29 protein-coding genes and 1 pseudogene are annotated in these 26,436 nt (G+C 64.0%); 19 read left to right on the forward strand and 11 right to left on the reverse strand.

Annotated features, from left to right (window positions below):
- The first annotated feature begins 122 nt into the window (after positions 1 to 122).
- From ACFWGN_RS20595 to ACFWGN_RS20615, 5 genes are all read left to right on the forward strand, one after another.
- A complete protein-coding gene (locus ACFWGN_RS20595) occupies positions 123 to 578 on the forward strand; it encodes a hypothetical protein (RefSeq protein WP_377619533.1) in 456 nt (151 codons plus the stop codon).
- Positions 579 to 745: 167 nt separating this feature from the next.
- Positions 746 to 1,093, forward strand: a complete 348-nt coding sequence (locus tag ACFWGN_RS20600; protein ID WP_377619535.1) for a hypothetical protein — start codon at positions 746 to 748, stop codon at positions 1,091 to 1,093.
- A 233-nt stretch (positions 1,094 to 1,326) separates the two neighbouring features.
- Positions 1,327 to 1,668, forward strand: a complete 342-nt coding sequence (locus ACFWGN_RS20605) for a hypothetical protein (RefSeq protein WP_377619537.1) — start codon at positions 1,327 to 1,329, stop codon at positions 1,666 to 1,668.
- A gap of 605 nt (positions 1,669 to 2,273) precedes the next feature.
- Complete coding sequence (locus ACFWGN_RS20610) at positions 2,274 to 2,588, forward strand: hypothetical protein (RefSeq protein WP_377619538.1); 315 nt, start codon at positions 2,274 to 2,276, stop codon at positions 2,586 to 2,588.
- Positions 2,585 to 2,752 (forward strand): hypothetical protein, encoded by a 168-nt coding sequence (locus ACFWGN_RS20615; RefSeq protein WP_377619540.1) that lies wholly within the window; start codon positions 2,585 to 2,587, stop codon positions 2,750 to 2,752. Before ACFWGN_RS20610 ends, ACFWGN_RS20615 begins: the two co-directional genes overlap by 4 nt.
- A gap of 19 nt (positions 2,753 to 2,771) precedes the next feature.
- On the opposite strand, the gene ACFWGN_RS20620 is transcribed toward ACFWGN_RS20615, so the two are convergent.
- From ACFWGN_RS20620 to ACFWGN_RS20640, 5 genes are all read right to left on the reverse strand, one after another.
- Positions 2,772 to 3,695, reverse strand: coding sequence for a DUF2637 domain-containing protein (locus tag ACFWGN_RS20620; protein ID WP_377619542.1), 924 nt, complete (start codon positions 3,693 to 3,695; stop codon positions 2,772 to 2,774).
- Entirely contained in the window at positions 3,692 to 4,594 is a 903-nt protein-coding gene (locus tag ACFWGN_RS20625) for a hypothetical protein (RefSeq protein ID WP_377619544.1), read from the reverse strand. The genes ACFWGN_RS20620 and ACFWGN_RS20625 overlap by 4 nt, the downstream gene beginning before the upstream one ends.
- 83 nt (positions 4,595 to 4,677) lie before the next feature.
- Positions 4,678 to 5,622, reverse strand: coding sequence for a type II secretion system F family protein (locus ACFWGN_RS20630; RefSeq protein ID WP_377619545.1), 945 nt, complete (start codon positions 5,620 to 5,622; stop codon positions 4,678 to 4,680).
- The gene (locus tag ACFWGN_RS20635) at positions 5,619 to 6,479 is read right to left on the reverse strand and encodes a type II secretion system F family protein (RefSeq protein ID WP_377619547.1); all 861 of its coding nucleotides are present in this window, start codon (positions 6,477 to 6,479) and stop codon (positions 5,619 to 5,621) included. The genes ACFWGN_RS20630 and ACFWGN_RS20635 overlap by 4 nt, the downstream gene beginning before the upstream one ends.
- 1 nt (position 6,480) lies before the next feature.
- Positions 6,481 to 6,738 carry a hypothetical protein gene (locus ACFWGN_RS20640; protein ID WP_377619549.1) on the reverse strand — a complete coding sequence of 86 codons (258 nt, stop codon included), beginning with the start codon at positions 6,736 to 6,738 and terminating at the stop codon, positions 6,481 to 6,483.
- Between the two features lie 32 nt (positions 6,739 to 6,770).
- On the opposite strand from ACFWGN_RS20640, the gene ACFWGN_RS20645 reads away from it, so the two are divergent.
- Positions 6,771 to 8,171, forward strand: coding sequence for a recombinase family protein (locus ACFWGN_RS20645; RefSeq protein WP_377619551.1), 1,401 nt, complete (start codon positions 6,771 to 6,773; stop codon positions 8,169 to 8,171).
- Between the two features lie 55 nt (positions 8,172 to 8,226).
- Here the strand turns inward: ACFWGN_RS20645 and ACFWGN_RS20650 are convergent, their stop codons facing one another.
- Complete coding sequence (locus ACFWGN_RS20650) at positions 8,227 to 10,101, reverse strand: AAA family ATPase (RefSeq protein WP_377619552.1); 1,875 nt, start codon at positions 10,099 to 10,101, stop codon at positions 8,227 to 8,229.
- 1,841 nt (positions 10,102 to 11,942) lie between these two features.
- Here ACFWGN_RS20650 and ACFWGN_RS20655 point away from each other — a divergent pair.
- The 13 genes from ACFWGN_RS20655 (at position 11,943) to ACFWGN_RS20715 (ending at position 22,387) form a co-directional block, all read left to right on the forward strand.
- Positions 11,943 to 13,379: a hypothetical protein gene (locus ACFWGN_RS20655; RefSeq protein ID WP_377619554.1), complete on the forward strand. Its 1,437-nt coding sequence runs from the start codon at positions 11,943 to 11,945 to the stop codon at positions 13,377 to 13,379.
- 34 nt (positions 13,380 to 13,413) lie between these two features.
- Positions 13,414 to 14,466, forward strand: a complete 1,053-nt coding sequence (locus ACFWGN_RS20660; RefSeq protein WP_377619556.1) for a phage portal protein — start codon at positions 13,414 to 13,416, stop codon at positions 14,464 to 14,466.
- A gap of 128 nt (positions 14,467 to 14,594) precedes the next feature.
- Positions 14,595 to 16,013: a hypothetical protein gene (locus ACFWGN_RS20665; protein ID WP_377619558.1), complete on the forward strand. Its 1,419-nt coding sequence runs from the start codon at positions 14,595 to 14,597 to the stop codon at positions 16,011 to 16,013.
- A gap of 8 nt (positions 16,014 to 16,021) precedes the next feature.
- Positions 16,022 to 16,342 carry a hypothetical protein gene (locus ACFWGN_RS20670; RefSeq protein ID WP_377619560.1) on the forward strand — a complete coding sequence of 107 codons (321 nt, stop codon included), beginning with the start codon at positions 16,022 to 16,024 and terminating at the stop codon, positions 16,340 to 16,342.
- 146 nt (positions 16,343 to 16,488) lie between these two features.
- Positions 16,489 to 16,692 carry a hypothetical protein gene (locus ACFWGN_RS20675; RefSeq protein ID WP_377619562.1) on the forward strand — a complete coding sequence of 68 codons (204 nt, stop codon included), beginning with the start codon at positions 16,489 to 16,491 and terminating at the stop codon, positions 16,690 to 16,692.
- A 2-nt stretch (positions 16,693 to 16,694) separates the two neighbouring features.
- Positions 16,695 to 17,105, forward strand: coding sequence for a hypothetical protein (locus tag ACFWGN_RS20680; protein ID WP_377619564.1), 411 nt, complete (start codon positions 16,695 to 16,697; stop codon positions 17,103 to 17,105).
- Positions 17,105 to 17,611: a hypothetical protein gene (locus ACFWGN_RS20685; protein ID WP_377619565.1), complete on the forward strand. Its 507-nt coding sequence runs from the start codon at positions 17,105 to 17,107 to the stop codon at positions 17,609 to 17,611. Before ACFWGN_RS20680 ends, ACFWGN_RS20685 begins: the two co-directional genes overlap by 1 nt.
- Before the next feature lie 2 nt (positions 17,612 to 17,613).
- Positions 17,614 to 19,212, forward strand: a complete 1,599-nt coding sequence (locus ACFWGN_RS20690) for a hypothetical protein (RefSeq protein ID WP_377619567.1) — start codon at positions 17,614 to 17,616, stop codon at positions 19,210 to 19,212.
- Positions 19,212 to 20,393 carry a hypothetical protein gene (locus tag ACFWGN_RS20695; protein ID WP_377619569.1) on the forward strand — a complete coding sequence of 394 codons (1,182 nt, stop codon included), beginning with the start codon at positions 19,212 to 19,214 and terminating at the stop codon, positions 20,391 to 20,393. Before ACFWGN_RS20690 ends, ACFWGN_RS20695 begins: the two co-directional genes overlap by 1 nt.
- Positions 20,380 to 21,489 (forward strand): hypothetical protein, encoded by a 1,110-nt coding sequence (locus ACFWGN_RS20700; RefSeq protein WP_377619571.1) that lies wholly within the window; start codon positions 20,380 to 20,382, stop codon positions 21,487 to 21,489. Before ACFWGN_RS20695 ends, ACFWGN_RS20700 begins: the two co-directional genes overlap by 14 nt.
- Positions 21,490 to 21,492: 3 nt before the next feature.
- Entirely contained in the window at positions 21,493 to 21,984 is a 492-nt protein-coding gene (locus tag ACFWGN_RS20705; protein ID WP_377619572.1) for a hypothetical protein, read from the forward strand.
- Positions 21,984 to 22,172: a hypothetical protein gene (locus ACFWGN_RS20710; RefSeq protein ID WP_377619574.1), complete on the forward strand. Its 189-nt coding sequence runs from the start codon at positions 21,984 to 21,986 to the stop codon at positions 22,170 to 22,172. The genes ACFWGN_RS20705 and ACFWGN_RS20710 overlap by 1 nt, the downstream gene beginning before the upstream one ends.
- Positions 22,169 to 22,387, forward strand: a complete 219-nt coding sequence (locus ACFWGN_RS20715) for a hypothetical protein (protein ID WP_377619576.1) — start codon at positions 22,169 to 22,171, stop codon at positions 22,385 to 22,387. Before ACFWGN_RS20710 ends, ACFWGN_RS20715 begins: the two co-directional genes overlap by 4 nt.
- Positions 22,388 to 22,393: 6 nt before the next feature.
- Here ACFWGN_RS20715 and ACFWGN_RS20720 read toward each other — a convergent pair whose 3' ends face one another.
- The 5 genes and pseudogenes from ACFWGN_RS20720 to ACFWGN_RS20740 form a co-directional block, all read right to left on the reverse strand.
- Positions 22,394 to 23,110 carry a hypothetical protein gene (locus ACFWGN_RS20720; protein ID WP_377619577.1) on the reverse strand — a complete coding sequence of 239 codons (717 nt, stop codon included), beginning with the start codon at positions 23,108 to 23,110 and terminating at the stop codon, positions 22,394 to 22,396.
- 136 nt (positions 23,111 to 23,246) lie between these two features.
- Positions 23,247 to 23,777: pseudogene (locus ACFWGN_RS20725) on the reverse strand (CpaF family protein); the annotation flags it as partial.
- Entirely contained in the window at positions 23,774 to 25,216 is a 1,443-nt protein-coding gene (locus ACFWGN_RS20730; protein WP_377619579.1) for a recombinase family protein, read from the reverse strand. The gene ACFWGN_RS20730 and the pseudogene ACFWGN_RS20725, both read right to left, overlap by 4 nt.
- A complete protein-coding gene (locus ACFWGN_RS20735) occupies positions 25,216 to 26,031 on the reverse strand; it encodes a hypothetical protein (protein WP_377619580.1) in 816 nt (271 codons plus the stop codon). The genes ACFWGN_RS20730 and ACFWGN_RS20735 overlap by 1 nt, the downstream gene beginning before the upstream one ends.
- A complete protein-coding gene (locus ACFWGN_RS20740) occupies positions 26,028 to 26,423 on the reverse strand; it encodes an ImmA/IrrE family metallo-endopeptidase (protein WP_377619581.1) in 396 nt (131 codons plus the stop codon). The genes ACFWGN_RS20735 and ACFWGN_RS20740 overlap by 4 nt, the downstream gene beginning before the upstream one ends.
- Positions 26,424 to 26,436 lie beyond the last annotated feature (13 nt).

Raw genomic sequence — 26,436 nt, forward strand, 5'->3', positions numbered from 1 at the left:
TACGTCACCTCCACCGAGTACCGCATCTACACCGAACAGGGCAGCTTCTTCACGATCGTGCCCCAGGCCGAGTTCGACGCCATCCCCAAGGTCCCCGGCACCCGCTGAGAAAGGACTCACCCATGACCACGTCCACCCAGCAGGCCTACCCCGTGCGCGCGTCCCGTCGCACCGCGGTCCAGAACGCCCTGTCCGTCATCCTCGTCGTGGGGGTCGTCGCCCCGATCATCGCGGCGATCCTGCACGAGGAGCTCTCCGGGTACCTCCCGGAGGCCTGGCTCGCGTGGGTCGTCGGCGCGGCTGCGGTTCTCGCCGCGGTCTCCGCGGCCCTGGCCCGGATCATGGCGATCCCCGCCGTCGACGCCTGGCTGCGCCACCTCGGCCTGTCCTCCACCCCGCCCCTGGCCTTGATCGCACCGCCCGGCGTGCTCGAGCGCGGCGACCACGTCACCATCACCGCCACCGGCCAAGGCGGCACCGTCTTCTACGTCGAGCAGCGCGAGGACGGCTGGCACTACGGCATCCAGCTCGACGGCTCCGACCTCGTCGCGATGTACCGCCTGAGCGACCTCACCTGACCCGAGCATGGCAATGCCCCACCTTCCTTCCGTTCGCGGTTGGGGGGTGGGGCACACGTCGTCGTGGCTGGTGGCTTGCCCCAAGCGTGAGCGCTCCACACGCGGGTGCGGGTGATAACGGGTTACCGGCTACTCAGCCGGGTACGACATCTGGCATTATGCAGCCCATGACAAGTCCGTTCGACGAGACCCTGCCGCCCGACCAGGGGTTCCTGGTGCGCACTGTCTGGGAGGAGGGGCTTCTCGACGACGCTCAGTTCGTGAACCAGTTCGCAGTCACCCAAGCGCCGTCGGTCTCGCCCGAGGAAGACGACGGCGGCTTCTACCTTGCCTTCGGACACGTTGGGCCGCCCATGCTTCTCACGCCTGAGGACACGAAGGCGTTCTTCGAGGGAGGCCCCCGGGAGCTGAAGGTCAAGTCCTATGGCGCTTACTACCTGAGCGAGAGTCGCGCAAAGCAGCTTGTCCAAGTGCTTGCCGAGCAGCTCGGGCGGAAGTTGGACTCGCCCCGGTGAACGCACTCGGCTTCTCGACGGCGCTCGTCGTGGGAGCGACCTACGCGGTAGCCCCGGCAGCAGGCGTCCCATCGAGACCACTCGAGCCCCTTGCCGTTGCATCGATCGGAACCACCGAGTTGCCCGCCCTGCGCACAAGCGGCGGCACCGCTACGCTCGAATTTGCACCGGTGCCATACTTCCGCGACGTGGTTGCGGGAAGTGCTTCTAGGTATCTAGAGCGGAGGTCGACAATGACCACGAAGCTCCGAGAGATCGAAGTGCTGCACGACGGTTGGTGGGGACCCGAGAGCAGAGCCGTCGATAGAGGCTCGTTGCAGATCGCTGAGCGAGCCATGTTCAGGCTCGCAGACGGTCCCGCTCATGTCTCGATCGCCCCTTTGGCCGATGGCTCCCTGATGCTTGAGTGGAGCAACGGGGATACGGAGTGCACTGCAGAGCTGCTACCTGGCGGCGAGATGACGCTGACGATCGACAACCCTGCCTTCGATATCTACGTCGAGCGGCAGGTGGCGGCCACAGCTGCGCGTCTGGTCGAGTTCTACGTGACAACAGCCGGCGTTCATGACGCCTGAGCCTCTCGCGGAGGGCGCTGCGCCCCCAAGCCAGGTGCCGGTGGTACTCACCGAACAGAGCGAAGTGCTGAATCGTCAGATCCATCCGACCCACCTTGACGAAGCACGCGGGGTTAGCAAGGCCGCATTCACGCCGACTCCGAACGATCGCGGGATGCTGTCAACCCTACGCGGGAAGGTCACTCCCGAAGAGGCGTATCAGCGGCATGTAGGTCAGCAGAACAGGGCCTCCGCCGGCACGTGGGGGGTAACTGTCGGCGAAGCGAACGCAGCAGAAGTCGAGGTCGTCTGCGACGATTGCCTTCCAGACGTGCCCCCGGATCATGCCTCCATCGACTTCACCCCACACCCGGAGAGGCCGCGCAGTCTCCGCCTGAGAGTTGCCCATGAGTTGCGGCTGGCAGCCGTTGAACGGGGCCCACTCTTCCAACCTGGTGCGACCGAAGCAGCGTCCTGAGCGCGCTGCACCGCGAGCGTCGAGCACTTCGCAATCACGCGCGAACGCCAGCGAACAGCCCCGCCTCCTTCGGGAGGCGGGGCTGTTCGCTGTTCCCGGGGCCTCCTTCTCGGGTCTCACTGTCGAACAGCCGTTCGATAATGACAGGATGTACGACGACCTCGAGCGGGACCTCGCGCGACGAGCGTCGCAGTCCTGGGACGCTCATCGCGACCAGTGGCAGGCGATCGTCAACGCCCGCGACATCCCGCCCCTGCGCTTCCAGACGATTCCCGCGGACCCGATCCCGGTGCAGGTCTGCATCGTGTGGGAGCGCGACGGCCTCGAGGTCGTCGACGCAGTCGCGAACGGGTGGACGTCGCGCCTGGTCCTGGTGGACCTGGACGATCGTCGCGCCCGCCTCCGTGCTGTCTGGCTCGACCCGTCCGACGTCCGCCGGCGCAGGCCTACCCTGGGCGCATGATCCTTCACGCGATGCTCGAGCAGATCCCCGCCGACTCCACCGGCAACGGCGAGCAGGTCACCCGCGAGACCAAGATCGAGGCACCGACCTACGACGACGCCCGCGCCCAGCTTGCCGCGGACCTGCCGGACGGATGGCGCGTCCTGTGGGTCAGGACCGCCTAGCCCGTCCAGCTAGAGCCCGTCAGGCCAGGGCGGCCTGAGGCTCGGCCCACAGGGCATCTGTCGTCGCCCGGTCCTCCCGCACCTGGCGCACCAGAGCGCAGGTGCGGTTCTTGTTGGTGCCGAGTTGCTCGGCGATCTTGGTCCCGGACAGGTGGGTCGTGCGGGCGAGCTCCACGATCCGCTCGTCGTCCGTCGCCCCACGCGACACTCGTCGCGACGCGGAGACGGCACGCAGGTCCGCGACCGCGACGTCGCTCCGTTCCTCGCGCTCGGCGACGAGCGTCGCGACGGTCATCGCCGAGCTCGCTGCCTGGTCATAGACGACCGTCGCGGGCCCGCTCTGCTCGGCCTCATCCAGCGCGACGACCGCGACATCGACGTCGTGCTCGGCGACGATCGTCTCGGCGCTCGCGACCGCGGCTGGCGCGGGCTCGAGGGCGGTCAACTCGACGATGAGGCCCGCGGCCATGTGCACCGCGACATACACCCCGACGGGGATGAGCGCGGCGATCACGACGCCGACGATGCCCTGCCACCCGCCCGGGCCGGCGTCCCAGGCGTGCGCCCCATTCGCGGCCGACGACACGAGCGTCCAGAGGCGGACCCACGTCCACGCGCGGCGCGCGAGCCGGTTCTCGTGGCGCGACTGGTGCACGATCGCGACGCCGGTGTAGACGAGGATCGCGCCCTCGATGAAGACGGGCACGAGCCACGCCCGGGTGCCCAGCACGCCCGCCCATGCGGCGATCGCGGTCAGTCCGTCGAAACTCAGCGCGGCGCTCGCAGCGATGAGGGCCGCGATGCCCAGCAGCACCAGGACCAGGACCGCGACGGTGTCGGGGTTGATGCGTGCGGGTCGGCGTGCGGCACTCTGGGCGGTCATGGCGGGCCTCTCGGTGTCGGGGCGGTGCGGGAGAGCCTGGGCGGCTGCGGTGGCGCTCATGCTGCGATCCGGCGGTGTGCGGCGGCACGTACTGCGGCGATGGTCTCGGGGCTGGCGGGGCGTGCTGCGGCCTGGGCTTCGTGCTCGGCGAGGAGTCGCTGGGTGCTCGAGGGGCCGCGCTCGGCGGCAGGGGTGGCGACGACGGGCTGGGGCGGCGTGCTGGTGGCGAGTGCGGCGAGGCGGTAGCGGAGCAGGCCGGGGCCGCGGGCCCCGGTGAAGTCCTGGCCGCGCAGCTCGGCGGCGAGCGTCTGGCGGGTCCAGCCTGCGGTACGCAGCGAGGCGGCGTGCGTGCGGGTTGCGGTGGCCGTCAGACCGACCGCCAGGGAGTGAGAGCGGATCTCCTCCACCAACCCGACGACGTCGTCCTCCTGGCCCTGCTCGTCGTCGACGTCGGGGGCCGGGGCCCGGTTGGTGGGATGGGGAGAGGGATGGGTAAGGGGATCGGGGTCGTCTGCCGACACGAGTTCGTCGCGAGGCGACACGAGTTCGTCGGCAGACGACACGAATCCGTGCGATTCGGGATCCCCGAATCCGGAATCGGGGCGCTGCTCGGCGACGCCCCCGGGGAGCGTCAGCGCGTACCGGGTGACAGACCCGCGGTGCCCCTGGGTGGTGACCGCGAGCCAGCCCGCGTCGCGCAGCCGGCGAAGGGCCGCGGTGGTCGCGGTGCGTCCGAGGCTGGTGCGTGCCTGCAGGCGCTCGGGGGTGACCCAGACGGTCAGGATGCCGCTCGAGGCGTGGTCGGCGTAGGCGAGCGCGACGAGCTTGTCGGTCGCGCTGAGGTCGGATGCCCAGACCGCGTCACGCCACGGGTACATGAGCCGTGCGGAGCCGGTCGGGAGGGGCGCTGCGCCGGGCGTCGCCGCCGGGCGCAGGCTGATAACGTGTGCGTCAGCCATGGGAGAGGTTCCGTCTCTCTAGTGGTGAGGCCCCGGCTGAGTGTTAGCGCACTCGTCGGGGCCGTTCTATTTCGTTGTGGGCGTCACTGTAGCGCAATTATCTCTTTGGGAACGGTTGCGAAGACGACAGTGACCGGAAGGATGAGGAAGACGACGGGAACCATCATGAGGACCTCCTTGCGCCCACCGGACTCCATGAGCGACCGCCTTCCCGCTTCGCGAACGTCCTGGGCCTGAGCCCGGAGGACCTCGGCGAGTGGAGTGCCTCGCTCGACGGCTACGGCCACACCCTCGGCGAAACGGGTCAGGCTCGCGAGCGTCGTCCGGTCGGCCAGGCCCTCGAGCGCGCGAGACAAGGGAACCCCGGACCGGACGGCCGACAGTGTCGCCGCGAGCTCGCCGGAGAGCTCGCCGTGCGCGCTGGCCGCAACCCTCTCCATCGCAGCGACCGGCCCTTCCCCAGCCCCGACGGACAGGGCGAGCAGCTCGGCGACCGTCGGGAACTCGCTGAGCATCCGCTCCTCGCGCCGAGCGATCCGGCGGGTGAGCATCTGGTCGCAGGCCAGCAGCCCACCGACCCCGCAGAGAAGCACCAGCAGGAGGAGCACCACGGGCGACGACCCCCGCGTGGCCGCGAGAAGGAGCGCGAAGACGAGCCCGCCGGCAAGGCCCAGAGCACCCCAGACGACCTGACGGGCCCGGAACTGGTCCACGCTCTCCCGCGAGCCGGCCCGGTCGAGGCGACGACGCACCTCGGTCCGGGTGGAGCCGAAGCGTTCGAGCAGCCGGCCCGCCGCCGCGATCCTCAGCCCGAGGACGTTGTCGACCGTGAAGAGCCGGCTCGCCGCCGAGGTCTCCGCCAGCAGGCCCGAGGTCGCGCCGTGGAGCCTCAGGTAGGGTCCGACCCGCTCGTCGAGCCGGACCCGCCGCGCCCGGAGTCGAGAGACGATCGCCAAAGCTCCCCACCCGAACAGTGCGCCGGCCATCGCCCCGGTCCACAGGAGCCCGGAGGCTCCGGCCCCGCTCACCGCAGCACCCGCGCTTCCTCGGGAAGTCGGCCGATCCTTCGCATGAGCTGGTAGGCCACGAGCGAGCACACGGCCCCTCCCCCGAGGACCGCTACCCCTTGCAACGAGTTGTAGGCCTGCGCGGTCTCGGGTCGCGTCGCCAGCAGGGCGAGGACGACCCAGGGCCCGGCCACCGCGAGCCGCGCGCCGCTGACGGTCCACGACTGCCGCGCCTCGAGCTCACCGCGCGTCCTCGCGTCCTCGCGCAGGAAGAGGGCGAGCGTACGCAGGAGCCTCCCGAGATCCGTTCCACCGACCTCCCGGGTCATGCGCAGCGCCTCGACGATCCTGTCCGCGACCGGGTCTGCGAGCCGTACCTTGAGCGCGTCCAGACAGTCGCCGAACCGGCCGGACGCCCGGAAGTCCTGGGCGAACGCTGCGAACGGCTCCCTCAGCTCGACAGGACCGCGCTCTCCGAGCTGCCCCACCGCCTCGGGGAGCGAGAGGCCCGCACGGACGCCCGACGCCAGGTGGTCGACCGCCTCCGGCCACACGTCGCGCAGCTCTGTCCGTCGCCGTCGAGCCCGGGCGCGCACCATGGTGACCGGTGCCAGCGCAGCGAACAGTGCGAAGCACGCGGCGATAGGCAGAGCACGCGTCAGGGCGAGACCGACAAGGAGGACGAAGAGCCCGGACCCCACGCTCCCGATGGCGAGTGCCTGCGGCGAGACCCTCGCAAGCCCCGCCTGCACCAGGACGTCCTGGGTGCGGACGGACCAGCCTTCCGTCCTTCGGGGGGCACGGGGGCGCGGTTCCCACCAGGAGGACCAGAGGCAGACGATCCCCGCACCCAGCAACAGACCGACGACGACCCCCACGTCAACCCTGCCCCGCACCCTGTGCCGACATGAGCGCCACCAGGTCGACGCCCGCGCGCGCGAAGCGGTCCTCGGCAGGCGGAAACCCGTCACCGCGGACCAGCCGACCACCAGACCGGTGGAACAGGTCCGAGACCTCGACGACCCCTTGCTCCACGCGTCCCGTCACCCCCACGATCTCGCGGACCTCGCGCTTGCCGTCCGCCGTCACCCCGAGGTGCACGACGACGTCCACGGCACCTGCGACCGTCGGCACCACGAAGCGGTCCCTGTTGGTGTTGAATCACCTACATGAAGACCGCCGCGATCTACGTACGCATCTCCCGCGACACCTTGGGCGACTCCCTCGGGGTCGAACGACAGGAAGCCGAGTGCAGGTCCCTAGCAGACCGGCTCGGTTTCGCTGTGTCCAGGGTCTACAAGGACAACGATGTTTCGGCGACATCGGGCAAGATTCGGCCTGATTTCGAACGGCTCATGTCCGACGCTCCTGCCGTGGTCATCGTGTGGCACACCGACAGGCTGGTCAGGCTGACCAAGGAACTGGAACGGGTCATCGACGCTGGCATGGTCGTGCACGCGGTCACAGCCGGGCACCTTGACCTATCTACTGCGTCGGGTCGTGCGACCGCTCGCACCGTCACCGCTTGGGCCACGTACGAGGGTGAGCAGAAGGGCGCTAGGCAGCGTGCTGCGAACGCCCAAGCGGCTGCCTCTGGCAAGCCGTACTGGCGGCGTCGTCCGTTCGGCTGGAACCTCGATGGGACCTTGGTTGAGGAAGAGGCACAGGCCATCAGGGCGGCGTGCGAGAACCTCCTCGCGGGTTGGGCTTTGGCTGCTATTACCCGCGAGTGGGTGGCTGCGGGGCTGCTGACCCCTAAGTCCGGGTCGATGGGCGGCAACGAGTGGACGACTCAGGGTGTGCGTCGTGTCCTGATGGCTGCCCGTATCGCGGGCATCCGTGAGTACAAGGGGCAGGAGACACCAGGGACGTGGACACCTGCCGTGTCTGAAGACACCTGGCGCGCTGTGTACTCGGTGCTGGCGAACCCGGCTCGGGGTACGGCACCCAAGACAGGCAAGGTCGCACAGAGCCTGCTGGCGGGCATTGCCCGGTGCGGCAAGTGCGGGGGCCTCATGCACTCGGACAAGTCCCGTGGAGACCTGGCCTACAGGTGCACGCCGAACCGTCACCTGCTGCGTAAGGCTGCCCCTATTGATGCCCTGGTGTTCGAGCGCACTGCCGACCTGCTGACGCTGCCTGGTGTGCTGGAAGCGACCTTCCAGGGTGACGACCCGGAGACCTCGGGGCTGCACACCGAGCGTGCTGCCCTGCTGCATCGTCGGGACGTCGAGATGCCCGATGCCCTGGCGGCTGGTCTGTCGTTGACTCAGGTGGTGCGGACGACAAACACCATCAACGCACGGCTGGCCGAGATCGAAGAAGCCCTGACCAAGGACACGTCCGACGCCGCTGTCCTGTCGGCCATCCTGAACGCCCCGACCGGCCCTAAGGCCCGTGAGCGCTTCAAGGTGGAGGTCTGGGACCACATGCCCCTAGAGGCTCAGAGGGCCGTTGTACGGGCCTTGTGGGCGGTCACGGTAGAGCCTTTGACGGTCACCCCGACTGCGGTTGCCGAACGCCTCATTGCGTCGGCTGATGCTCAGGGCGCTAGGGCCTGGTTCGACTGATTCCGGATACGACGAAGCCCCGCTACTAAGGCGGGGCTTTTCGTCGTTCTAGGGGTTACGCAGCGAGCGAGTAACGCGGCACTCGATCATCCGACTTCACGATCAGAGACGAATCCTTAAGTGCGCGCGCCGCCTTGGCCTTAGAGCAGCCCGCCACGGACTCAAACTCAGCACGTGTCATACCGTCTTTCAGGTGGTCAAGGATCAGACGATCACCGACGCTGTACTGCTCCGAGTCATCACGGAACAGGGCTGCCGAGTCACCCACCGAATCGAGGTACAGACCTCGAATGGTCTCGGTGCGTGCGTTACGGTTCTTGCCCCCGTGCTTGTCCTCGGTCGAGAGCATCAGGTACTGCCGATCATCCTTGGCATTGCCTGAGTAGTTCGTATCCTTGGTCAGCGTCATCGTGACATCGACGCGACCATTGAACGCACCGGCACCACGCAAGACAGGTGCGGGCGTATCCTGACTCGCCTTAGTCGGGTGGTGGGTAAAGGCAATGGTTGCCGCCCCTGCCGCCTTCATTGCCCTATTGAGCATGAGGGACGCCATCGCGTTATCGTCCTCATTAGGCACACCAGAGGTCGCGGCGTAGGTGTCAAAGACCACCAGGTCAGCCCCTGTGGTCAGGATCTTCTTTTCGATCCGTCGCACCGACTCGTCATTGCTGAGGTTCGCACCGTCGATGAACGACACCCACGGCTTGATCTCTTCCAGGTCCACACCGTTTGCAGCGCACCAGGCGCTGAAGCGGCTGAAAACACCCGCGCGACCTTCACCGATGACAAACACGCTCTTAGCCTGTCGGGTTGCCTTACCCATCCACGGCTTGCCGAGTGCGAGCGAGCACAACATGTCGATGATGACGAACGTCTTACCCAGGTTGGGCTTTGCGTTCAGGACGAACGGGTCACCCGACTTGGCAACCAGACCATCAATCAGCCATTCGGTCTGACCTACTGCGAGATCATCCCAGGAAATATCCTCGCTGCCCTTGTAGTCACGCCCGGCAAGGTATCGCGCGGCTTCCTGCTGGACGGCAAGACGCTTGACCTCCTTCTGAACCTCACGCTGGAAGTCTGCATCCACTTCCTCAGGGGTCGTCGGTTCGTCCTCCACGGCTTCTGCGAAATCGGGAAGCACACGAGCCTTGCCCTCGGTCGTGATCTCAGCACTCGCCCACTTGGTGGCTACGCGTTCCGCGTCGAAACCGTCATCCGTGGGCGCGTTGTCGAAGAGGTCATCCATTGCATCCTGCTCGGTGTAGTCGTTCCACGTGCTGTGGGCAACCTCCAAGAGGTTGCAGGCCACGGCATAGGTCGTGTCGTCCCAGTTGTCTGCACCGTCAGCACAGGCCTTGAGGCGTGCAACCTCACCCTGGACGGCATTACCCGCGTACCCGTTCAGTCGGCGCTTCATGGCGTCGTCAAACGCGTCTGAGGCGTACTCGGTGACCTCCACCGAGTCAGGGCGCTCTTCGCGGCGTACGTAGTCCTGAAGCCACTGCGGGGCATCTGCGACCGGTGCCGAGACCAAGACCTCATAGCCCTCAGATCCCGAGCACAGCGAGATGCCACCCTCACCCTTCCAGTCGAGACCGGGAGCAAAGCCAATGCGGTTGCGCTGCCCGTCAATGTGGTTGAAGCGGTAGTGCAGCCCACCTCCTCGCGTGGACTCAATGTGAGTCTCGGGAAGAGGCCCGTGCAGTTCGACCAGCCGCGCAAGCGTGGTGTCACCATCGTTGCGCGGGTCAACGTCCAGTTCGTCGTATCCGGAACGCTCACCAGTGAGGATTGCGCGGTCATGGTCGGGGAACTGGTCACTCCATGCGGACCAGGGCTGTGCAGGGTCTCCAACGTCGGCACGCCGCCACTTAACGGCAGCCTGCTTAGTTCCAGGGACCACGGGGATAACGGGGATGCTCATTGTTGCTCCAATCAAAAGAACCCCTACCAAGGGAGACGCTTGCAGTCGTCTCAACCCTGATAGGGGTAGTCATGTGGGTACCGGCCAATGTCTGCAAGACGACCGGTGTTGATGTCTCCAACTATAACTAGTAGGCGGATTCCGCTGGCGGCGTGTCGGGCGTGTCGGAGAGTGCGGACACCGGCTCAGATCGACCGTCAGCGACTCACCGAGGGCACCGTCTCATGAGACGCAAAACGAGTGAGACGGTGTTTTCGTTGCAATCCCAACGTTTTCACCGTCTCGTCTCACCGTCTCACACCCTTATATATAGGGAATAGAGAGACTGAGACGAGACGTACTACAAGAGAGCCTGAGTCACCAACCACTAACTAAATCGCCCATCCATTTATCAGGTATGATTGTATTAGCACATAACACAGATCCTTGTGAATGTCAACCTAGACGAAAGAAGAACCCCATGCTTGCAATCGACCTTGACCCCCGCATCAGGCTCACTGAAGACCCTGAGGGCCGTGAGGCAACCGAACTTGAAGAGATGCTGCACTGCCTGTGGAACGCCAAGTGAGCGCCCTCCTGTGCGTGTCCCTGGTAGTCCTCGGGTTCATCGCTGGACGGGCGTGGAAGCGTGCCTAGATCGCCATATGCAGTGGGCCTAGATACCAGCGACAACACCACCGTTGCCCTGTGCCAGGTAGACCAGTGCCCCTGGCGGGCATTGACGTTCACCAGGGCCGGGGCATTCGCCGAATGGCAGCACCACGCCAACGACGAACACCCAGAGATCACCGAGACCGTACGCAACCGCATGCCGGTCAACCTGAACTACGGGCGCGGTAGATCCAAGAAGGTGCCTGCCTGTGGGTAGCAAGAACTGGTCCGGGGCCAACGTCACCAAGGCACGCACCTACTGGAAGAAGAAACTCCCACTCCCCTGCTACCTCGGATGCGGGGGCATTGTCGATGTGCGAGATGTCTGGGTGGTGGAGCACAAGGTGCCCCGCTCCCTGGGAGGTAACCCGACCGACCGCTCCAACCAGTGGGTGAGCCACCGCAGATGCAGTGACAGGCAAGGCGGGCAGATGAGTGCAGCACGACTCAATGCCAAGCGCACAGTGCCGGTGTCCAACCCCTGGCCCTGGTAGGAGGAGGAGACACCATGAGGACATGCAGCATTGAGGAATGCGAACGTAGGCACAAAGCCCACGGCCTGTGCAAGATGCACTACCAGAGGAAATGCGCGGGCACGCCGCTCGACAAGCCCGTCCGAGTCACGGCACCTGGCGACCTATGTACGTATGCAGACTGCACGCTTCCATACATGGCTAAGGGCCTGTGCAGTAGGCACTACAACCGACAGAGAATGGGCATACCCCTAGACCGACCACTGCCCAAGGGCAGGGTGACCGCACCCAAGGAACGGGTACCCAAACCCCGTGCCCCGACATACACCGGACCCTGTACCTACCCCGGATGCAGCACCGTCAGTAAGACGCTCACGATGTGCGGCAAGCACTACGGCAGGGCCAGTACGCACACGGCTTACGACGTGTCTGATGTGTCAGTGGTGAGCATCTGCAAGGACTGTGATGCACGGGCTATTCACTTCACCCGTACCCAAGCAATGCGCGATGCCATCGAGCATCAGGTCAACAAGCACGAACGCGTGTATCGCTCTGTAAGCGCATGAGATCGCGTCAAGGTATGAACACACCAACCCCAACCCAACACGCCGCGCAAGAGGCCTTCAACGTCCAGATTTTGAGGTTGCAGCAAAGCCTCTGCCCGGTGGCCCCACTTTTTCCCTCTCCTCCTGGGAGGAACGAACGAAACGAGAAGAAATGTCAGCAACGCCAACGTACTTGAGCGAATTCCCCGCAGATACGGACATCACCGCAGCCGAGGTTGGAGCACGCCTGTTGGGCTACGAACTTCTGCCCCAAGGTGAGTGTGTCGCATCCGTTGTGCTGGCCCGCGACAAAGACGGGCTGCCCATGTTCCCTACAGTGGGAATCCTCATGCCCCGACGCTCCACCAAGACAACCTCGATCTGGTGCACCCTGGTGGGCTTGTGTGCGACGACGCCCGGCTACCGGGTAGTCACCACGGCTCAGGACGGCACACGCGCTGGCGCAAAGATGCGTGAGCAGATGCACCTGTTGGAGACGAACGGATTCGAGGACAACGGCACGGGCACGCTGCGTTGGTCGAACGGTCGTGAGCGCATCGAGTTCGAGAACGGGTCGGTCATCTGGGTCGTTGCGCCCAACCCCTCTGCGTTCCGCTCTGAGGCTGCCGATCTCATGTTCTTCGATGAGGCAGGAGAACTGGACGTGGACAAGTCCGATGGGCTGCTAGCCGGTGCTCTGCCGCTGCTGGACACGCGCCCGATGGGACAGGCCATCATCGCTGGAACCCCTGCCGAGGAACGTGCAGGGCTGCTCTGGGGCACGCTGAAGGAGGGCCGCGATGGTGACGAAGGTGTGGGCATTGTTGACTACTCGATCCGAGACGATGAGGAAGCCATCACGGTTGAAGAGGACGGGTCCTTCACCCTCGATGAGTCGATCCTGTGTCGGGTTCACCCTGGCATCGGCACGCTGACCACGTACGCCAAGATTGCCGGTCGCTTGAAGAAGATGGGCCGTGTCGCGTTCGAGACCGAGTACCTGTGTCGGTTCCCGTTCGACAGCACCACGCAGGCAATCAACCTGACCAAGTGGGATGAAGCCGTGTGCGAGTCGTTCGGCGAGGACAAGCCCGAGCGTCTGGCCCTCGGGTTCTCCGTGTCCCCCAGCGGGGGCACGGGTGCCCTGTGCAGTGCCTGGCGTGATGAGGACGGCAAGGCGCATGTTGCGCTGATCCACCAGGCTGCCGGGCACAACTGGATTGCCGACAGGGCCGTCAAGGAATCGCGCAAGAACGATAAGGCGTGGATCGGTTACGACACCATCGGCAGTAACCAGGCTGTGGTTGAGGCAATCAAGCGCGTGAGGCCTACGCCGCACCTTTCCCCCAAGGGCACGCGTGAGGTCGTCTCGGCCTCTCAGACGTTCGTTGCTGACGTGCACAACGGCAACCTGGTGCAGTACGACCAGGGCGGGCTGTTCGCAGCCGTACAGGGCGCTGTGTGGCGCGACATCCCCAACAGCGGGCGCGTGTTCGGCTGGAAGACTTCCGACGCCGATATCACACCCCTGGTGGCTGCTGCCATTGCATTGCACACATTCGACAACCTCCCCAAGAAGAGTGAGTCCTTCGTCTACTTTGCCGCCTGATAAATGGACCCCATGAAATCCTCATAATAGAGGAATGGGATTCTTCGAATGGCTTCGCGGCAGTGGTTCCGCCACACACACAAACATTGTTCCTGGTGGGCCGGGAACCTCTGTCGCGTCCCCGTGGACTCCCTCCACTCTCTCCCCCAACATTGTCATTGCCGACATCTTCGGGACCACTGACGGTCCCGTTACTCGCGCCGATGCAATGTCGGTCCCCGCTGTTGCGGCTGCACGTCACCTGGTGACCTCTCGCCTTGCCCGACAGCCGTTGCGGACGTACCGCAATGACGAGGAGATCTCCTCGCAGCCCGCTTGGCTTTACCGCACGAACACGTCACTCCCTCCTCAGATGCGCATGTCGCTCACCCTTGAAGACCTCTTCTTCAATGGGTGGGCGCTGTGGGCTGTCGAACGCGGGGCTAACGACCAGATCACAGACGGTGTGCGAGTGCCCCCGGACGTCTGGACGTTCGACAAGGACGGTCAGGTGCTGGTGCACAACAAGCCCGTGCCCGCTAACTCGGTGATCCTCTTTCAGGGTCCGTTCGAGGGCATCCTGACGGCAGGTGCACGCACCATCCGTGGTGCGCTCACCCTTGAAGCCCAGTGGCTCAACCGAATCAAGAACCCGACCCCCACGACGATTCTCAAGGGCAACGACCCGAACGACCCACTGAGTGACGATGAGATCAAGCATGTGGTCGACACTTTCGCGCAGGCGCGGAACAACCCCAACGGGACCATTGCCTGGATTCCACACAACGTGGATATCGAGTTCAACGGTGACTCTGCAACTGACCTGTTCGTTCAGGGCCGTAATGCTTCGACTCTCGACATTGCCCGCCTGTGCGGAATCCCGGCAACCATGCTGGACGCTTCCCAGATCAATGCATCCCTGACGTACAACACGACCGAGGGTGCACGTAACGAGTTCATCGACGGGTCTATCGATATGTGGCGCACGCCCATTGAGGCCCGGCTTTCGATGGATGACGTCACGCCCCGTGGAACCCGCGTGGCATTCGACCTGACCAATCTTGTGGAGGTCCCCAACACGGGCACTTCCCCCGTGACTGAGGACTAGAAACTATGCAGGTTCATGGAAACCTACTCACTGCTAATGCAGATGCACGCACCCTGACCTATCTCCTGCTCCCATTCGGTGAGGCAGGAAACACCAACCTTGGGAAGATCACCGCGTCAGCCGACAGCGTGACCATTCCTGACGACGTGGCGAACGTGACGCTCAACATCGAGCACGACTTCAAGCGCCCTGTTGGCCGGGCCACCGAGATTCACGCCGAGGACAAGGGCCTAGTCGCCACGTTCACGGTCGCTGGAACCACGGCAGGTAACGACCTTCTCGCTGAGGCAGCGGACGGCCTACGCCCCGCTGTGAGCGTCGAGATCGACAACCCGGTCATTCGGGCAGGCGCCCTGGTTAGCGGCCTTCTGACGGCTGCTGGTGCGGTCGTACGACCCGCATTCCCCAGTGCCCAACTCATGGCCGAGGACTACGGCGAGACCGTCACCACCGACTTTGTAACGACCGTCGAGAACAACGACGGCAGCACTAGCAAGACCACCGAACACCGTACGACCACCTACGAATACACCGACGCCGAGGATGACTCGGTAGAAAAGGAGGGCATTGTGCCCGACGCTATCGAGGCCACGGCCTCTGCCCCTGCTGGTCTGACCGCAGCGGCGACCACCAACCCGCGCACCGGCCCGGCCGATGCTGCGTCGCTCTTTGCCACGCTCGCCAACGCGCACAGCACCGGCAACATGGGTCTCCTCGCTGCGCTTGACAACGCGATTGCTGCGGACGTCCAGCCCGCGCAGCGTCCCGAGTATGCGGGCGAGATCTGGTCCAACCGCACCCACGTGCAGAAGTACGCCCCGCTGCTTACGCAGGGCACCCTGACGGCGTTCAAGGGCACCGCTTGGAAGTTCTCCGAGGGCAAGACGCCCACGGTTGGTGCCTACGCTGGCTTCCCCGCGCAGCCCGTCAGCACCGAGGTCAAGACCGAGGCATTCGAGTGGGCCGCTTCGCGCATTGCGGGTGCTGGTGCCATTGACCGTATGTTCGTGGACTTCTCCACCCCCGAGTTCTGGGAGGGCTACTTCCGCGAGTCGGCCGATTCCTACAGCCGTCAGTTGGATGCCGCTGTCCTGGCGCACCTGCTCACCCCCGCGAACCGCACTGCCGTTGTTGCTGGCGCTGTCCCGGCCGGTGTCTCCAAGGCCGCTGCGTTCATCGTTGATGGTGTTGCCGCTGTGCAGGAGATCGCCGTCCCGACGTTCGCCATTGTCGGCTCGGACCTTTACCGCGAGTTCCTGCTCACCAAGTCGAACGACTCGCTGGAGTACCTGGACGTCGCGCTGGGTCTTGACCCGAACGAGGGCAGCATCGAGCAGTTCAAGATCATCTCTTCGACCGACGCTGCTCTTCAGGGCAAGGTGCTGGTTGGTGCTCGTGAGGGTGCTGAGGTCAAGCAGGCTGGTACGCCGATCCGCGTTGACACGGTGAACATCTCCAACGGCGGTATCGAGACCGGTGTTTTCGGCTACCACGCCGAGATCACCAAGACGGCAAAGGCGTTCGCGCTCGTTGCTGCGGCGGCCTGATAACCACCATGTGGATTGAAGCGGACGACCCGCGCATTGATCAGTTGTGGGCTGACGCCCCGGCTGACGAGGCAACGCTCCTCCTCTTCCTTGAAAGCGCCCAGGGGCAGTGCAGTGAGTTTGCACCTGCACTGCCCTCGGGTTCCACCGAGGTTCCCGCCAACTATGTGCTGGCCCTGATCCTTCAGGCACGCGCATTGCAGCGCTCAACCGTTGCAGGTAGTGGAGATTCACTCGGTGGTGACGGCTTTACCGTGACCGTGTTCCCTATGGATTGGACTGTGAAGAACTTGCTTCGACCTTCTCACGGTGTCCCGGTGCTCGGATGAACGGGCGTCAGTACGTCAAGGAACAGTTGATCGAACGACTGCCTCTTGGTTGGACCGTCCTTAATGGGGACAAGACGCCGACCATTACTCAGCCCACTGCCCTGGTGGGCCTCTCTAAGCGCTCCCGCGTAGCAGGTTCCGCACAGATGACCGACAGCGTTTCGGTCGTCGTGACTGGCCCCTGGCAGACGGACTACACAGACAAGTTGGAAGACCTTCTCGACATTGCCTGTGACGCCCTGGACGCAACCGCAACGGTTCTCTGGGAAGACGCAACCCATGTCGTCTATGACGAGAAGTACCCCGCATACTCGATCACGGTTGACGTGATCACCCGAAAGGAATTCTGATCATGGCAACCATTGCTGTTAAGCCCCTCATCATGAAGGACGTCACCCTCGAAATCGGGGCTGACGACTACAAGAGTCACGTTGACTCGGTGACCTTCACCCCTTCTTCGTCCAGCGTCACCTGGACCGGTCTGGGTTCGAATACCCACACCGACGTTTCTACGGCCACCTGGGTTCTTGCCCTCAACTACGTGCAGGACTGGGAGACGCTCAACAGCCTGTCGGCCTACCTGTTCAACAACGAGGGTCTGTCCAAGGACGTCACCTTTCACCCGGCTTCGGGTTCTGGCCCGTCGTTCACCGCTGAGATCGTCATTACCCCTGGCGCTATCGGTGGAGCGGTCAACGCATACGCGACCACCTCGGTCACGCTCGGTGTGAACGGCAAGCCGATCATGGTTCCCAGCGTCTGATGATCGACGTTCGGGACCACAAGGAACTTCAGGCGGTAGTGCTAGCCATGAAGCGGCTGGAACCGACTGTCAAGAAGAGCATCAACGCAGCCACTAGGGACACGCTGAACCCAGTTTGGAAGTCCCTGGTGGCTGTGAATGCCACCTCAGAGTTCGACAGTAAGTTGCTGGTACCCGGTACCCGCATCGCTGCGGGCAACCCGCCTAGGGCCGTTGCCGCATCCTCTGTGCGCGGCATCGGTGAGTCCAAGCGACTGAAGCCCGCAACCGACTTCTGGATGGCTGAGTTTGGCGGACGGTCCAACAAGACCTCCACATACACCAGGAAGTCCAAGAACGGTGGAACCCACAAGGTCACCCGTCGCACGCGTGCAGGACTGCCACAGCCCATCAGGAAGGGTCGTGCGGTCTACCCGGCCTTTGCCGAGATCGCACCTAGAGCCGTGTCTCTCTGGACTCAGATTGTCATTCTTGAGACACACAACGCATTTGAAGGGAAGGGCTGACCGTGGCTAAGGGCATCAACATTGACTTTGTTGCCAACGTAAGCAAGTTCATTGGCGGCACGAAGGACATTGAAGGTGCCCTTGACGACGTTATCGATTCGCTCGATGACGTCGGGCGTGACGCCGACAAGTCTTCGGACAAGGCGGTCAGGTCCTTTGACAAGATCGAGGACGCTGCCAAGGACGCTGGCAAGGCCGTTGACAAGCAGTTTGCCGACAAGGTAGACGACGCCGGGGATGAAGCCAAGACCCTTGAGAAGAAGTTTCGCGACTCCTTCGATGGCGTCAAGAAGGAATCCAAGACGTCCGGGCAGAGCATCGGTGACGATGCCAAGAAGGGCTTTGGTGAGGCGAGTGAAGCCACCGAGACCTTCAAGAACGAAGCCCGACAGAACCTGTCCGAAACGGTGTCGTCCTTCCGGGGTGACACAGAGGACCTAGCCCAGATCGCGCAGGACGTCCTTGGTGGCGTCGTGTCGGACCTTGGTCCGCTGGGCATGGCTGCCGGTACTGCTGCTGCTGCCGGTATCGGTATCGCCGTTGCCAAACTCCAGGACATGGCCGAGAAGATCAACGCTGCCAAGGAAGAAGCAGGTGCCCTGGCACTTGAGTTCAAGGACGCAGGTGGACGCATCGAGGAACTGGACCTCATCGGCAAGTTCGATGAGTGGCTGGTTGCTATCGAGGACTCCCGGCAGTGGTTCGAGGTCTGGCAGGACGACGCCATTACCAACCTGGACAACGTGCGGGTTGCGCTTGACGATACGGGCATCTCCCTGGGTGATCTCTACAACGCGTTTTCTGAGGGTGACACTTCCACCCTTGAGGACTACGTGGAGAAGTTGAAGGACGTCAACAGGGAACTTGTCCCTGACGGCCACCAGGCGAACACGAAGGCTCAAAACGAAGAGTTCCAGGCGCGCAAGAACACGATCACTGGCCTTGAAGACGAGATCAAGAAGCGCAAGGACGCCGAGGATATGGCGTACCAGATGCGTGCCGCTGAGGAAGGCGTGACTGAGGAAACCCTCAGACAGCGGGATGCTATGGAGGGTCGTAACGATGCCCTCCAGGAGAGCATCGATCTCAACAAGGAAGTCATCGATGGCGAACTTGATTGGCTCGACACGCTTGACGAGACCACTGCCAAGTTGGCTGAGAACGCTGCTGCGGGTTGGGACAAGAACACAGCGGCTGGCCGCGAGAACCTGCGTGCCCTTGGTGAGATCTCCGAGGGTGCACTGGGCTACGCCGACTCAATTACTGAGGCTGGCGGTTCACAGGCTGAGGCTAACGCCATCATCGAGCAGGGCCGCGAGAAGGTCATTGCCGCTGGTATCGCACTGGGCATGTCCGAGCAGGATGCCAAGGACTACGCCACGTCCCTCGGGTTGATCCCTAAGGAGGTCAGCACCACGGCCAAGGCGAACACGACGCAGGCTGAGCAGGACCTTGCACAGGTGGCCCGTCAGCGTGAGGTGGAACTGATCCCGGTCTATCAACAGTCGCAGTTCCAGTGGGCAGCCGACATGGCAGCCCGTGGGGTCGTCCCGCCCAAGATCAACATTCACGCACAACTAGGAATTTCGAGGCCCGTCTAATGACCTTCACCATTGAACCTTTCGTCAATGACGGTGCCCTGCGTCTAGTGCTCGACCTGGCAACGATCAACGACTACACCGGGCGAACCCCAGAGCCTGCCGAGTTGGCTGCCTATGTGCCAACCACCAAGTTCTCAGTGTTCGCCGTGGCTGGCGCTGTGCGTCTTGCTGCGGACTCTGATGCAACCTTGACGGACAAGGTGACACGCACCCTCACTGGGCTTCGTGTAGGCACTCGCTATGACGTGATCTTTCAGGTACGTGGTTCCGGTGTGGCACAGGTCTGGAAGGCCGTTGCTGGTGGTGTCACACGGACGTTCACGCCGCCTACGTCGGCAACCCCTGGTTCGTACATCGTGACCTTCACAGCCACGACCACGACTCACGATCTGGTGTTCAGCCTGAACGCCCTGCCGACAGGGGCAACGTCGTTGCTGCTGTCGTGGCTGAAGGTCACCCCGGACAACACGACCCTTTCCCTGACCCGATCGGACTTCAACGGCACAAAGCCCGTGAGGCCCCCGGCAGGCGGCTTTGACATGGCAGGTGGGAGATTCGCCTACGCGGACACTGAGCACGCCCTGACGGGCAACGTGGCCTATACGGCACTGGTCCAGCACCCTGGCGGGTCCACGCAGATTGAGACCGTCAACCTGAACGTGACCGGCCTGTGGTCTACGTCGTTCATTGCTCCTCCGTTGCTGCCCCGCTTGGGTACCTCGGTCGAGATCGTAGAGACCTATGAGGCCACGTCGGCAACGTCCTCTGTAACCCACAACGTGATCGGTCGTTCTGATCCCCTGGTGGCTATCGGCTTCCAGCGTTTGCGCGCGGGCACGATGAAACTCTGGGCCAAGGACTACGCACACGCGCAAGCCATCGTGAAGACGGCAGGGCGCGGTCAGGTCCTCCAGTGGCGACAGCCGGACTACCCCGGTCTGGATATGTACTTCACGACTGGTGACGTCTCTGTGCAGCCGTATGACGAACGCACAGGAACCCGTAGGTGGTTCGTCTTGACGCCCTACACCGAGGTCCTGTCCCCCGCGTCCAACCAGTTGGGTACTGCGGTCTGGAACATGGAACGTTCGAGCAACCGAAATGCGACGTTCTTCGACTCACTGAATGAGTTCCCGACATTCCTTAACCTGATGATTGGTCCCGGTAATGATCCCCTATAGCCCCCGCGTTCAGACCGACCTGGTTAACTCGGTCGAACACAAGCACGCGGTCTGGGCATACGACGCGAATATCACACCGTATGCCCCGGTCGAGTTGGAACTGGTTACAGCCACGATCAACTTTGACGAGAACCGCGCCCCGCTTGTTGTCCTCAATGGCTCGATGAAGATTCCCGACCAGGCTTTGCTCGACTTCCTGGACCCCCGTAGGGACGTTCGGATATTCGTCATGGCGGGCTACGTCTACGCGGATGGACATACGGACTTCCAGAAGATCGTTGAACTGCGTCTGCTTGAGCGTGTCGTCAGGCGTCCTCAGGGTGACATGGTGATTGTTGCGGTCTCGGATGAGCAGCGCATCATGGACTATCGCTTCACGACCACGCAGACGTGGGGACCTAACGACGTCGCTACTGACGTGATCTATTCGCTGCTGTCACAGATCGTCGGGCACAACTACCCAATTCAGATCGAGCCGTCAGGGCGCACGTTCGTTGCCGCTGGCAAGACTGAGACCTTGCCCCCTGGTGGTGATGTCTGGGCACAGATTCAGAGCATCTGTGATCGGATCGGGTATCGGATCTATCACAACGGCCTTGACACCTATGTTGCCGAACGTGACCGGGTGAATGCTGGTGCCGCTACTGCCCAGTTCCGGGTAGGAGAACGCGGCACCATAGTTGGAAGTGAAGCGGCTCTCGACCGGACTGACTTTGCGAATCTGGTTGTCGTTACCTTCACAGGTGGTGACGTCCCGGTGCGTGGTTGGGCCGAGGTCAAGGCGGGGGCTTACGGCTCGACCGCCATTGGTCGTGTTGCAATCGCGGTTGACGTTGACGCCGTGGGCACTTCCGCGCAAGCGGAATACGCCGCAGCGGCAATGCTTGGCCGGGCCATTACACGTGGTCGCAAGATGTCGCTAGAGGTCGCTAACGCCACCTACTGGGTTCGCCCGATGGACACCATCACTGTGCAACTTGCGACCGGCCCTCAGGAACGCCATTTCGTTTCGACCATTGAGTTCGACATCCCGACCGGGACCATGAACGTACAGACCCGACAGCCCGAAAACGTTGTCATCACGACAGGAGAATGACTAATGCCTAACAACACTGGTAACCGTGGGTACACCTACCCGACGCTTGCCGACTCTAACGATGTGCCGTTCTACATGCAGACGCTGGCTGAGCAGGTGGACGCTGACGTTAGTGCGCTCGCAGCCACCCCGTGGACTACCTTTCCGCTTACGTCGGGTTGGGCTGTCGTGACCGGGTACGCACCACTTCGTTACCGCAAGGTCAATGGCATTGTGGAGATCTCATCCACGCGTCTTCGCCGCACGACGAACGCGACGGTGAACCCTGCTGCCGGTGTCGTCATCGCCAACATTCCTGCTGGCTTCCGTCCGGCTCTGATCGAGGTTAGTGCGGGCACTATCGGCGTGAGTGGCACTCTTGGTGCTTGCATGCTCATTATTGGCACAGACGGAAACCTGAACGTGGTTTCGATGGTTGCTGGTGGCACCATGACTAATGGTGGTGACTGGCAGAACCACGTCGGGGTTTCGCCCATTACCTACGAGGCCGCGTGATGGGCGCGGGACTGACGCCCGAGCGGCGTGCCTACATCTACAACGTCCTCCTGACCTGTGGCCCTCTGCTGGTCGTCTACGGGGTCGTCAGCGCTGCTGTGTGGCCCCTGTGGCTGGCCCTGGGTGGTGCCCTCCTGGGCATCGGCCTGGCCCGAGTCAACACGCCTAAGGGGAAGCACGCCGAATGACACCGACCATCGGAACCCTGCTTGGCATCCTTGCTGTGCAGGTGTTCATGACCGTGAGGCTGTGGCTGTCGCAGCGCACCACGGAGAAGACGATCGACCACGAGATGAAGCCCAACCACGGGTCCAGCATGCGTGACGCTATCGACCGGATCGAGCGTGGACAGGAGCGTCAGGCCGAGCGCCTAGACCGCCACATCGAGCACTGCGACCGGTAGGCCACATTAGGCGATTTTGAGCCACGCAACGATGAAGGCCGCGACTACTGTTCCAACAACTGTGATTAGGATTCCAGTCAAATACTTTTCCCAGAACCGCTTCCACTTGGGGAGACTTGCGTCGGTTTCGTTTGCGGCCGCAGCAGGTGAAGTAGCCGCAGCAGGTGAAGCGCTAGGTGTAGTTCCAGTTGCCGCAGCGATAGTTACACCACCAAGGCTGACGGACTCAATGGTGGCAGTCCTTGCTGAACTGTTGTCACTCCCAGAAGGCGGGCTCGCAGACAGAATACCCTGAGGATCCTCGGCCACTTTCTTTGCAAACGACCTCGCTGCCGCGGCCAATCCATCGCACGTGACCTTGCTAGTGGCCGAGATCGAAATCTCTACAGAACCCGGCGAGTAGAGCATCGTGCTAATGGCAACTCGCGCATCGACCTCGTTCCACCTGATGGGGACTTCGCCGTTGGGTGACGAGATAATGAACTGCGTGAATTCCCGCACTTTCAAGTCGTGCTCACGCAGAAACTTATCACCCTCACGTGCTGTCTTGCGTTCGATTTCGGTTCCAGTGGTGGCGCGAATTGTTACGTCGTCTACCTTCACCTTGCCCGGAAGTCCCCTCAGCGCCTTAACCATGCGCGCCGAAGTGACGTCGAAACTCTTCCAAGTCGGAGCATTTTTTGGAAACTTAACGCTCACCGATTCCCTAAAGACATCAACCATGGCGCTGCACTCCCGTCCCCAAGGCGTCCTCGTTGGACCCCATCGACCACCACTCTCGCTGGGGGCAAGTCTGGCGTATGTAGGACGCCAACACCTAGCGGCTTCCCGCGCGTAGGCAATACTTGCCCAACTGGTCCGACACGTTCTCACCGGCGAGCAGGGGCAGCGTGCACATCTTCGAGATCGCTTCCCTCGCCGAGTTCGCATGAATCGTGCACATCCCAGGAACCCCCGCGTTCAGGGCGATCAGCAGGTCGAAGCTCTCCGCCTCGCGCACCTCCCCGATCACGATGCGGTCGGGACGCATGCGCAGGGCCTCCTTGACGAGCCTGCGCAGCGGGATCTCACCGGTCCCCTCGAGGCTCGGCTGACGGCACTGCATCGAGACGATGTCCCGCACCGCGAACCGCAGCTCGAACACCTCCTCGCACGTGACGACCCGGTCCTGGGACGGGATCGATCCGGCGAGAGCGTTGAGCATGGTCGTCTTGCCCGCCTGGGTCGCCCCCGCGACGAGGAGGTTGAGGCCGGCCTGGACCGCGGCATGAAGGAAGGCCGCTGCGTGCGGGGTCAGTGACCCCAGCCGCACCAGGTGGTCCAGGTGCGAAGCACGCACGACGTGCTTGCGGATGTTCACCGCGAGGTGCTCGCGGGTCACGTCCGTTACACGGTCGGGGGTACAGCCTCCCAGACCGGGACGACGCGCCCGGAGCGGGTCTCGTAGTCGACGTCGACGCGCCGCACGAGGGCCCGTAGGGCGGCACGGCAGGACTCGACGGGCAGCGTGTCCCAGTCGGCCAGGAGACCGCGCGCGATCGCAGATGGGTCGGTGGGGATCGCGACGACGTACCGCTCGGCGGCGGCGAGCCCGGCCTCGAGGTGTGCGCGGCGGCCCATGATCTCGTCGCGGGTCACGACGTATGCCGCCTCGGGGACGAGACCAGATGCGAGGTGCCCGGTGAGGGCGCCGAGGTGGCGGTCGAGCGAGGTGATCTCCCTCGCGATGCGCTGCGCTTCGAGGCGGGCGTCAACCTGCACGGACGCCTGCCTCGGGGCGCGGTTATCGACGTCGGCCGCGACCTGCTCGAGGAAGGCGCGGACGGCGTCGTCGAGGGCACGGGCGACGATCGACCAGGACCCGTGGCCGTCGGTCTTGCCGAGAGTGCGGCACCGGTACCCGGTGAAGGGCGCCCGCTTCCTAGCGGCGTGGTTCACGGTGAAGCCGGCCATGCGCTCACCGCAAGGGCACGTCGCGATGCCGGTCAGGAGGTAGCGGCGCTTGACCTCCCGCTCCCCCGCACGATGCTCGCGCTCGCGCCGGTACGCCTCCCACGTGGCGACGTCGACGAGGCCCTCGTGCGCGCCGGGGTGGGTCTTGCCCTGGTACACGACGAGGCCGGCGTGGATCGGAGAGTCGAGGCACTGCGTGATGGTCTGGTTGTCCCACTCCTGGGCGCGCTCGGGGCGGGCTCCGGAGCCGTTGAGCCACCGGGTGAGGTCGCGGATCCCGGCCCCGGCGAGGAAGCGTCGGTAGGCCTCGACGATGATGGGGGCCTTGTCCGGGTCGGGCACGACGGCGCCATCGTGCCAGGTCCAGCCCCACGGGAGCCGGCCCCCGGGCGGCAGGCCGCGGGCGACCCTGTTCGCGTGGACTTCCTTCCACTGCTCGCTGATGCGTTCGGACTCGAACGCGGCGAGCTCGGTCATGACGCCGCGTGCGAACCGGCCCGCGGCGGTGGGGTCGTTGGGTTCGGTTGCGGACTCGATGCGCCCGCCGGCGACGTCGACGCGGTCTGCGGCGACGGCCCAGTCCTTGCGGGAGCGGGACAGGCGGGACCAGCGCCACAGGACGACGACGTCGGCCTCGGCGCCCTCGACCATCGCCATGACGCGCTGGACGGCGGGCCGGGCCCAGGTGCGCCCGGAGATGCCGGGGTCGGCTTCGACGGCGACGACGGTGTAGCCCATGCGCGCGCAGTAGTCCCGGCCCGCAGTCTCCTGCAGCTCGAGGCTGATCGACTCCTCACGGTAGGTCGACTGCCGTAGGTACAGGACCGCGCGCGGCGGGACGTCGGGGACTTGCGCGAGGCGACGGCGAGCCGTCATCAGTACGGTCCGTGCGCCGCGTCGTATTGGTCCAGGAGCGTCACGAACTGATCCATGGACTCTGGGCAGGTCAACTCGATCGAGCGTGCCGCCATCCGGACGTTCGCGGCCTGAGGCTTCACGTACTCGGGGAGATTTCCGCCGGTGAGGTATCCGTGAAGGAAGCCGGTCTCGATCTTGCCCGCCTGGACGTCGGCGCAGATCGAGGCGCCCATGCCGAGGTAGTAGTCGTCGCCCAGATCCAGGAGGTTCGACGGGACGGGGCCATACCGTTCCCACACGGGTGCTGGCGGCGGGGGTGCGGCTGCCGCCGTTGTGGTTCGGTCGAGAGTGGCCTGCAGTTGGGCGGCGAGAGGGTGCTCCGGGCAGAGCTTGAGCGTCGCTTTGATCTCCGGAATCTGCGCTTCTGACGCGACGTGCGTGCCGTTGAAATACGTGTCGGTCGGGTCGACGGCCGCGCAGAGCGCGTAGAGGGTGTCGACGGTTGCGCTTCCGGCGATGAGGCGCGCGTCGAGCTCGATGTCGGTGGTGGCCTTCACGTCGTCCCACACGTTGCAGGAGGTGTTGTCGCCTGACCAGATCGCGGCGAAGTTGGGTGGCGTGTCCGTGCGTTCGACGGCGAACTTCTGGGTCGCCGTGTAGTCCGAGTTGCTGCACTCGATCGTCACGAATTCGGCCGCTTGCGTGGTCACCGTTGCGGTCGGTTGTGTCTTCGTGGGTGTCGGCGATGGCGCGATCTCGGGTCCGCCGACGGTCGCACATCCGGCAAGGATGAGCACCGCGGCTCCGAGGGTCGCGACTATGAGCTTCTTCATGCGGTTCTCCGGGTGGTGTGCGGTGCGGCGTGCGGTGCGGCGTGCGGGGACCAAGCTTCGAGGAGCTGTCGGGTGACTCCGAGTTCGCGGGCGATCGCGCCGAGGTGTGGCCCGACTGCATGCTCGGCGGCAGCGTACTGGCCGGGGCCCACGAGGAGGCGGGCGGCCCACCGCCAGGCGCGTTCCTCGACGTCGCGGGTGTGGATGCCTTCGGGGTCGGCGTCGCTGTAGTGCCAGTGCCCGAGCTCGTGCGCGAGGATGCTGATCGTCTGAGGTCCGGTGATGCGGTTGGACAGGAGAATCAGGTTCTTGTTGTGCAGGTAGCGGCCGTGGTGGCGGCCGATCGACCGGGACGCGATGAGGAGTCCCTCCCCCTCGGCGTAGTCGACCATCCGCCTAAAGTCC

The sequence above is a fragment of the Oerskovia sp. NPDC060338 genome (genome assembly GCF_042726295.1).
GTDB lineage: Bacteria > Actinomycetota > Actinomycetes > Actinomycetales > Cellulomonadaceae > Oerskovia > Oerskovia merdavium.

Bases quoted from the DNA above. Each gene is read 5' to 3' on its own strand.
- ACFWGN_RS20660 (WP_377619556.1), top strand. From the start codon at position 13,414: ATGGGATTCTTCGAATGGCTTCGCGGCAGTGGTTCCGCCACACACACA.
- ACFWGN_RS20710 (WP_377619574.1), top strand. From the start codon at position 21,984: ATGGGCGCGGGACTGACGCCCGAGCGGCGTGCCTACATCTACAACGTC.
- ACFWGN_RS20720 (WP_377619577.1), bottom strand. From the start codon at position 23,110: ATGGTTGATGTCTTTAGGGAATCGGTGAGCGTTAAGTTTCCAAAAAAT.
- ACFWGN_RS20605 (WP_377619537.1), top strand. From the start codon at position 1,327: ATGACCACGAAGCTCCGAGAGATCGAAGTGCTGCACGACGGTTGGTGG.
- ACFWGN_RS20625 (WP_377619544.1), bottom strand. From the start codon at position 4,594: ATGGCTGACGCACACGTTATCAGCCTGCGCCCGGCGGCGACGCCCGGC.
- ACFWGN_RS20610 (WP_377619538.1), top strand. From the start codon at position 2,274: ATGTACGACGACCTCGAGCGGGACCTCGCGCGACGAGCGTCGCAGTCC.
- ACFWGN_RS20680 (WP_377619564.1), top strand. From the start codon at position 16,695: ATGGCAACCATTGCTGTTAAGCCCCTCATCATGAAGGACGTCACCCTC.
- ACFWGN_RS20730 (WP_377619579.1), bottom strand. From the start codon at position 25,216: ATGACGGCTCGCCGTCGCCTCGCGCAAGTCCCCGACGTCCCGCCGCGC.
- ACFWGN_RS20615 (WP_377619540.1), top strand. From the start codon at position 2,585: ATGATCCTTCACGCGATGCTCGAGCAGATCCCCGCCGACTCCACCGGC.
- ACFWGN_RS20650 (WP_377619552.1), bottom strand. From the start codon at position 10,101: ATGAGCATCCCCGTTATCCCCGTGGTCCCTGGAACTAAGCAGGCTGCC.
- ACFWGN_RS20695 (WP_377619569.1), top strand. From the start codon at position 19,212: ATGACCTTCACCATTGAACCTTTCGTCAATGACGGTGCCCTGCGTCTA.
- ACFWGN_RS20705 (WP_377619572.1), top strand. From the start codon at position 21,493: ATGCCTAACAACACTGGTAACCGTGGGTACACCTACCCGACGCTTGCC.
- ACFWGN_RS20645 (WP_377619551.1), top strand. From the start codon at position 6,771: ATGAAGACCGCCGCGATCTACGTACGCATCTCCCGCGACACCTTGGGC.
- ACFWGN_RS20735 (WP_377619580.1), bottom strand. From the start codon at position 26,031: ATGAAGAAGCTCATAGTCGCGACCCTCGGAGCCGCGGTGCTCATCCTT.
- ACFWGN_RS20670 (WP_377619560.1), top strand. From the start codon at position 16,022: ATGTGGATTGAAGCGGACGACCCGCGCATTGATCAGTTGTGGGCTGAC.
- ACFWGN_RS20620 (WP_377619542.1), bottom strand. From the start codon at position 3,695: ATGAGCGCCACCGCAGCCGCCCAGGCTCTCCCGCACCGCCCCGACACC.
- ACFWGN_RS20700 (WP_377619571.1), top strand. From the start codon at position 20,380: ATGATCCCCTATAGCCCCCGCGTTCAGACCGACCTGGTTAACTCGGTC.
- ACFWGN_RS20685 (WP_377619565.1), top strand. From the start codon at position 17,105: ATGATCGACGTTCGGGACCACAAGGAACTTCAGGCGGTAGTGCTAGCC.
- ACFWGN_RS20740 (WP_377619581.1), bottom strand. From the start codon at position 26,423: ATGGTCGACTACGCCGAGGGGGAGGGACTCCTCATCGCGTCCCGGTCG.
- ACFWGN_RS20715 (WP_377619576.1), top strand. From the start codon at position 22,169: ATGACACCGACCATCGGAACCCTGCTTGGCATCCTTGCTGTGCAGGTG.
- ACFWGN_RS20655 (WP_377619554.1), top strand. From the start codon at position 11,943: ATGTCAGCAACGCCAACGTACTTGAGCGAATTCCCCGCAGATACGGAC.
- ACFWGN_RS20595 (WP_377619533.1), top strand. From the start codon at position 123: ATGACCACGTCCACCCAGCAGGCCTACCCCGTGCGCGCGTCCCGTCGC.
- ACFWGN_RS20675 (WP_377619562.1), top strand. From the start codon at position 16,489: ATGACCGACAGCGTTTCGGTCGTCGTGACTGGCCCCTGGCAGACGGAC.
- ACFWGN_RS20600 (WP_377619535.1), top strand. From the start codon at position 746: ATGACAAGTCCGTTCGACGAGACCCTGCCGCCCGACCAGGGGTTCCTG.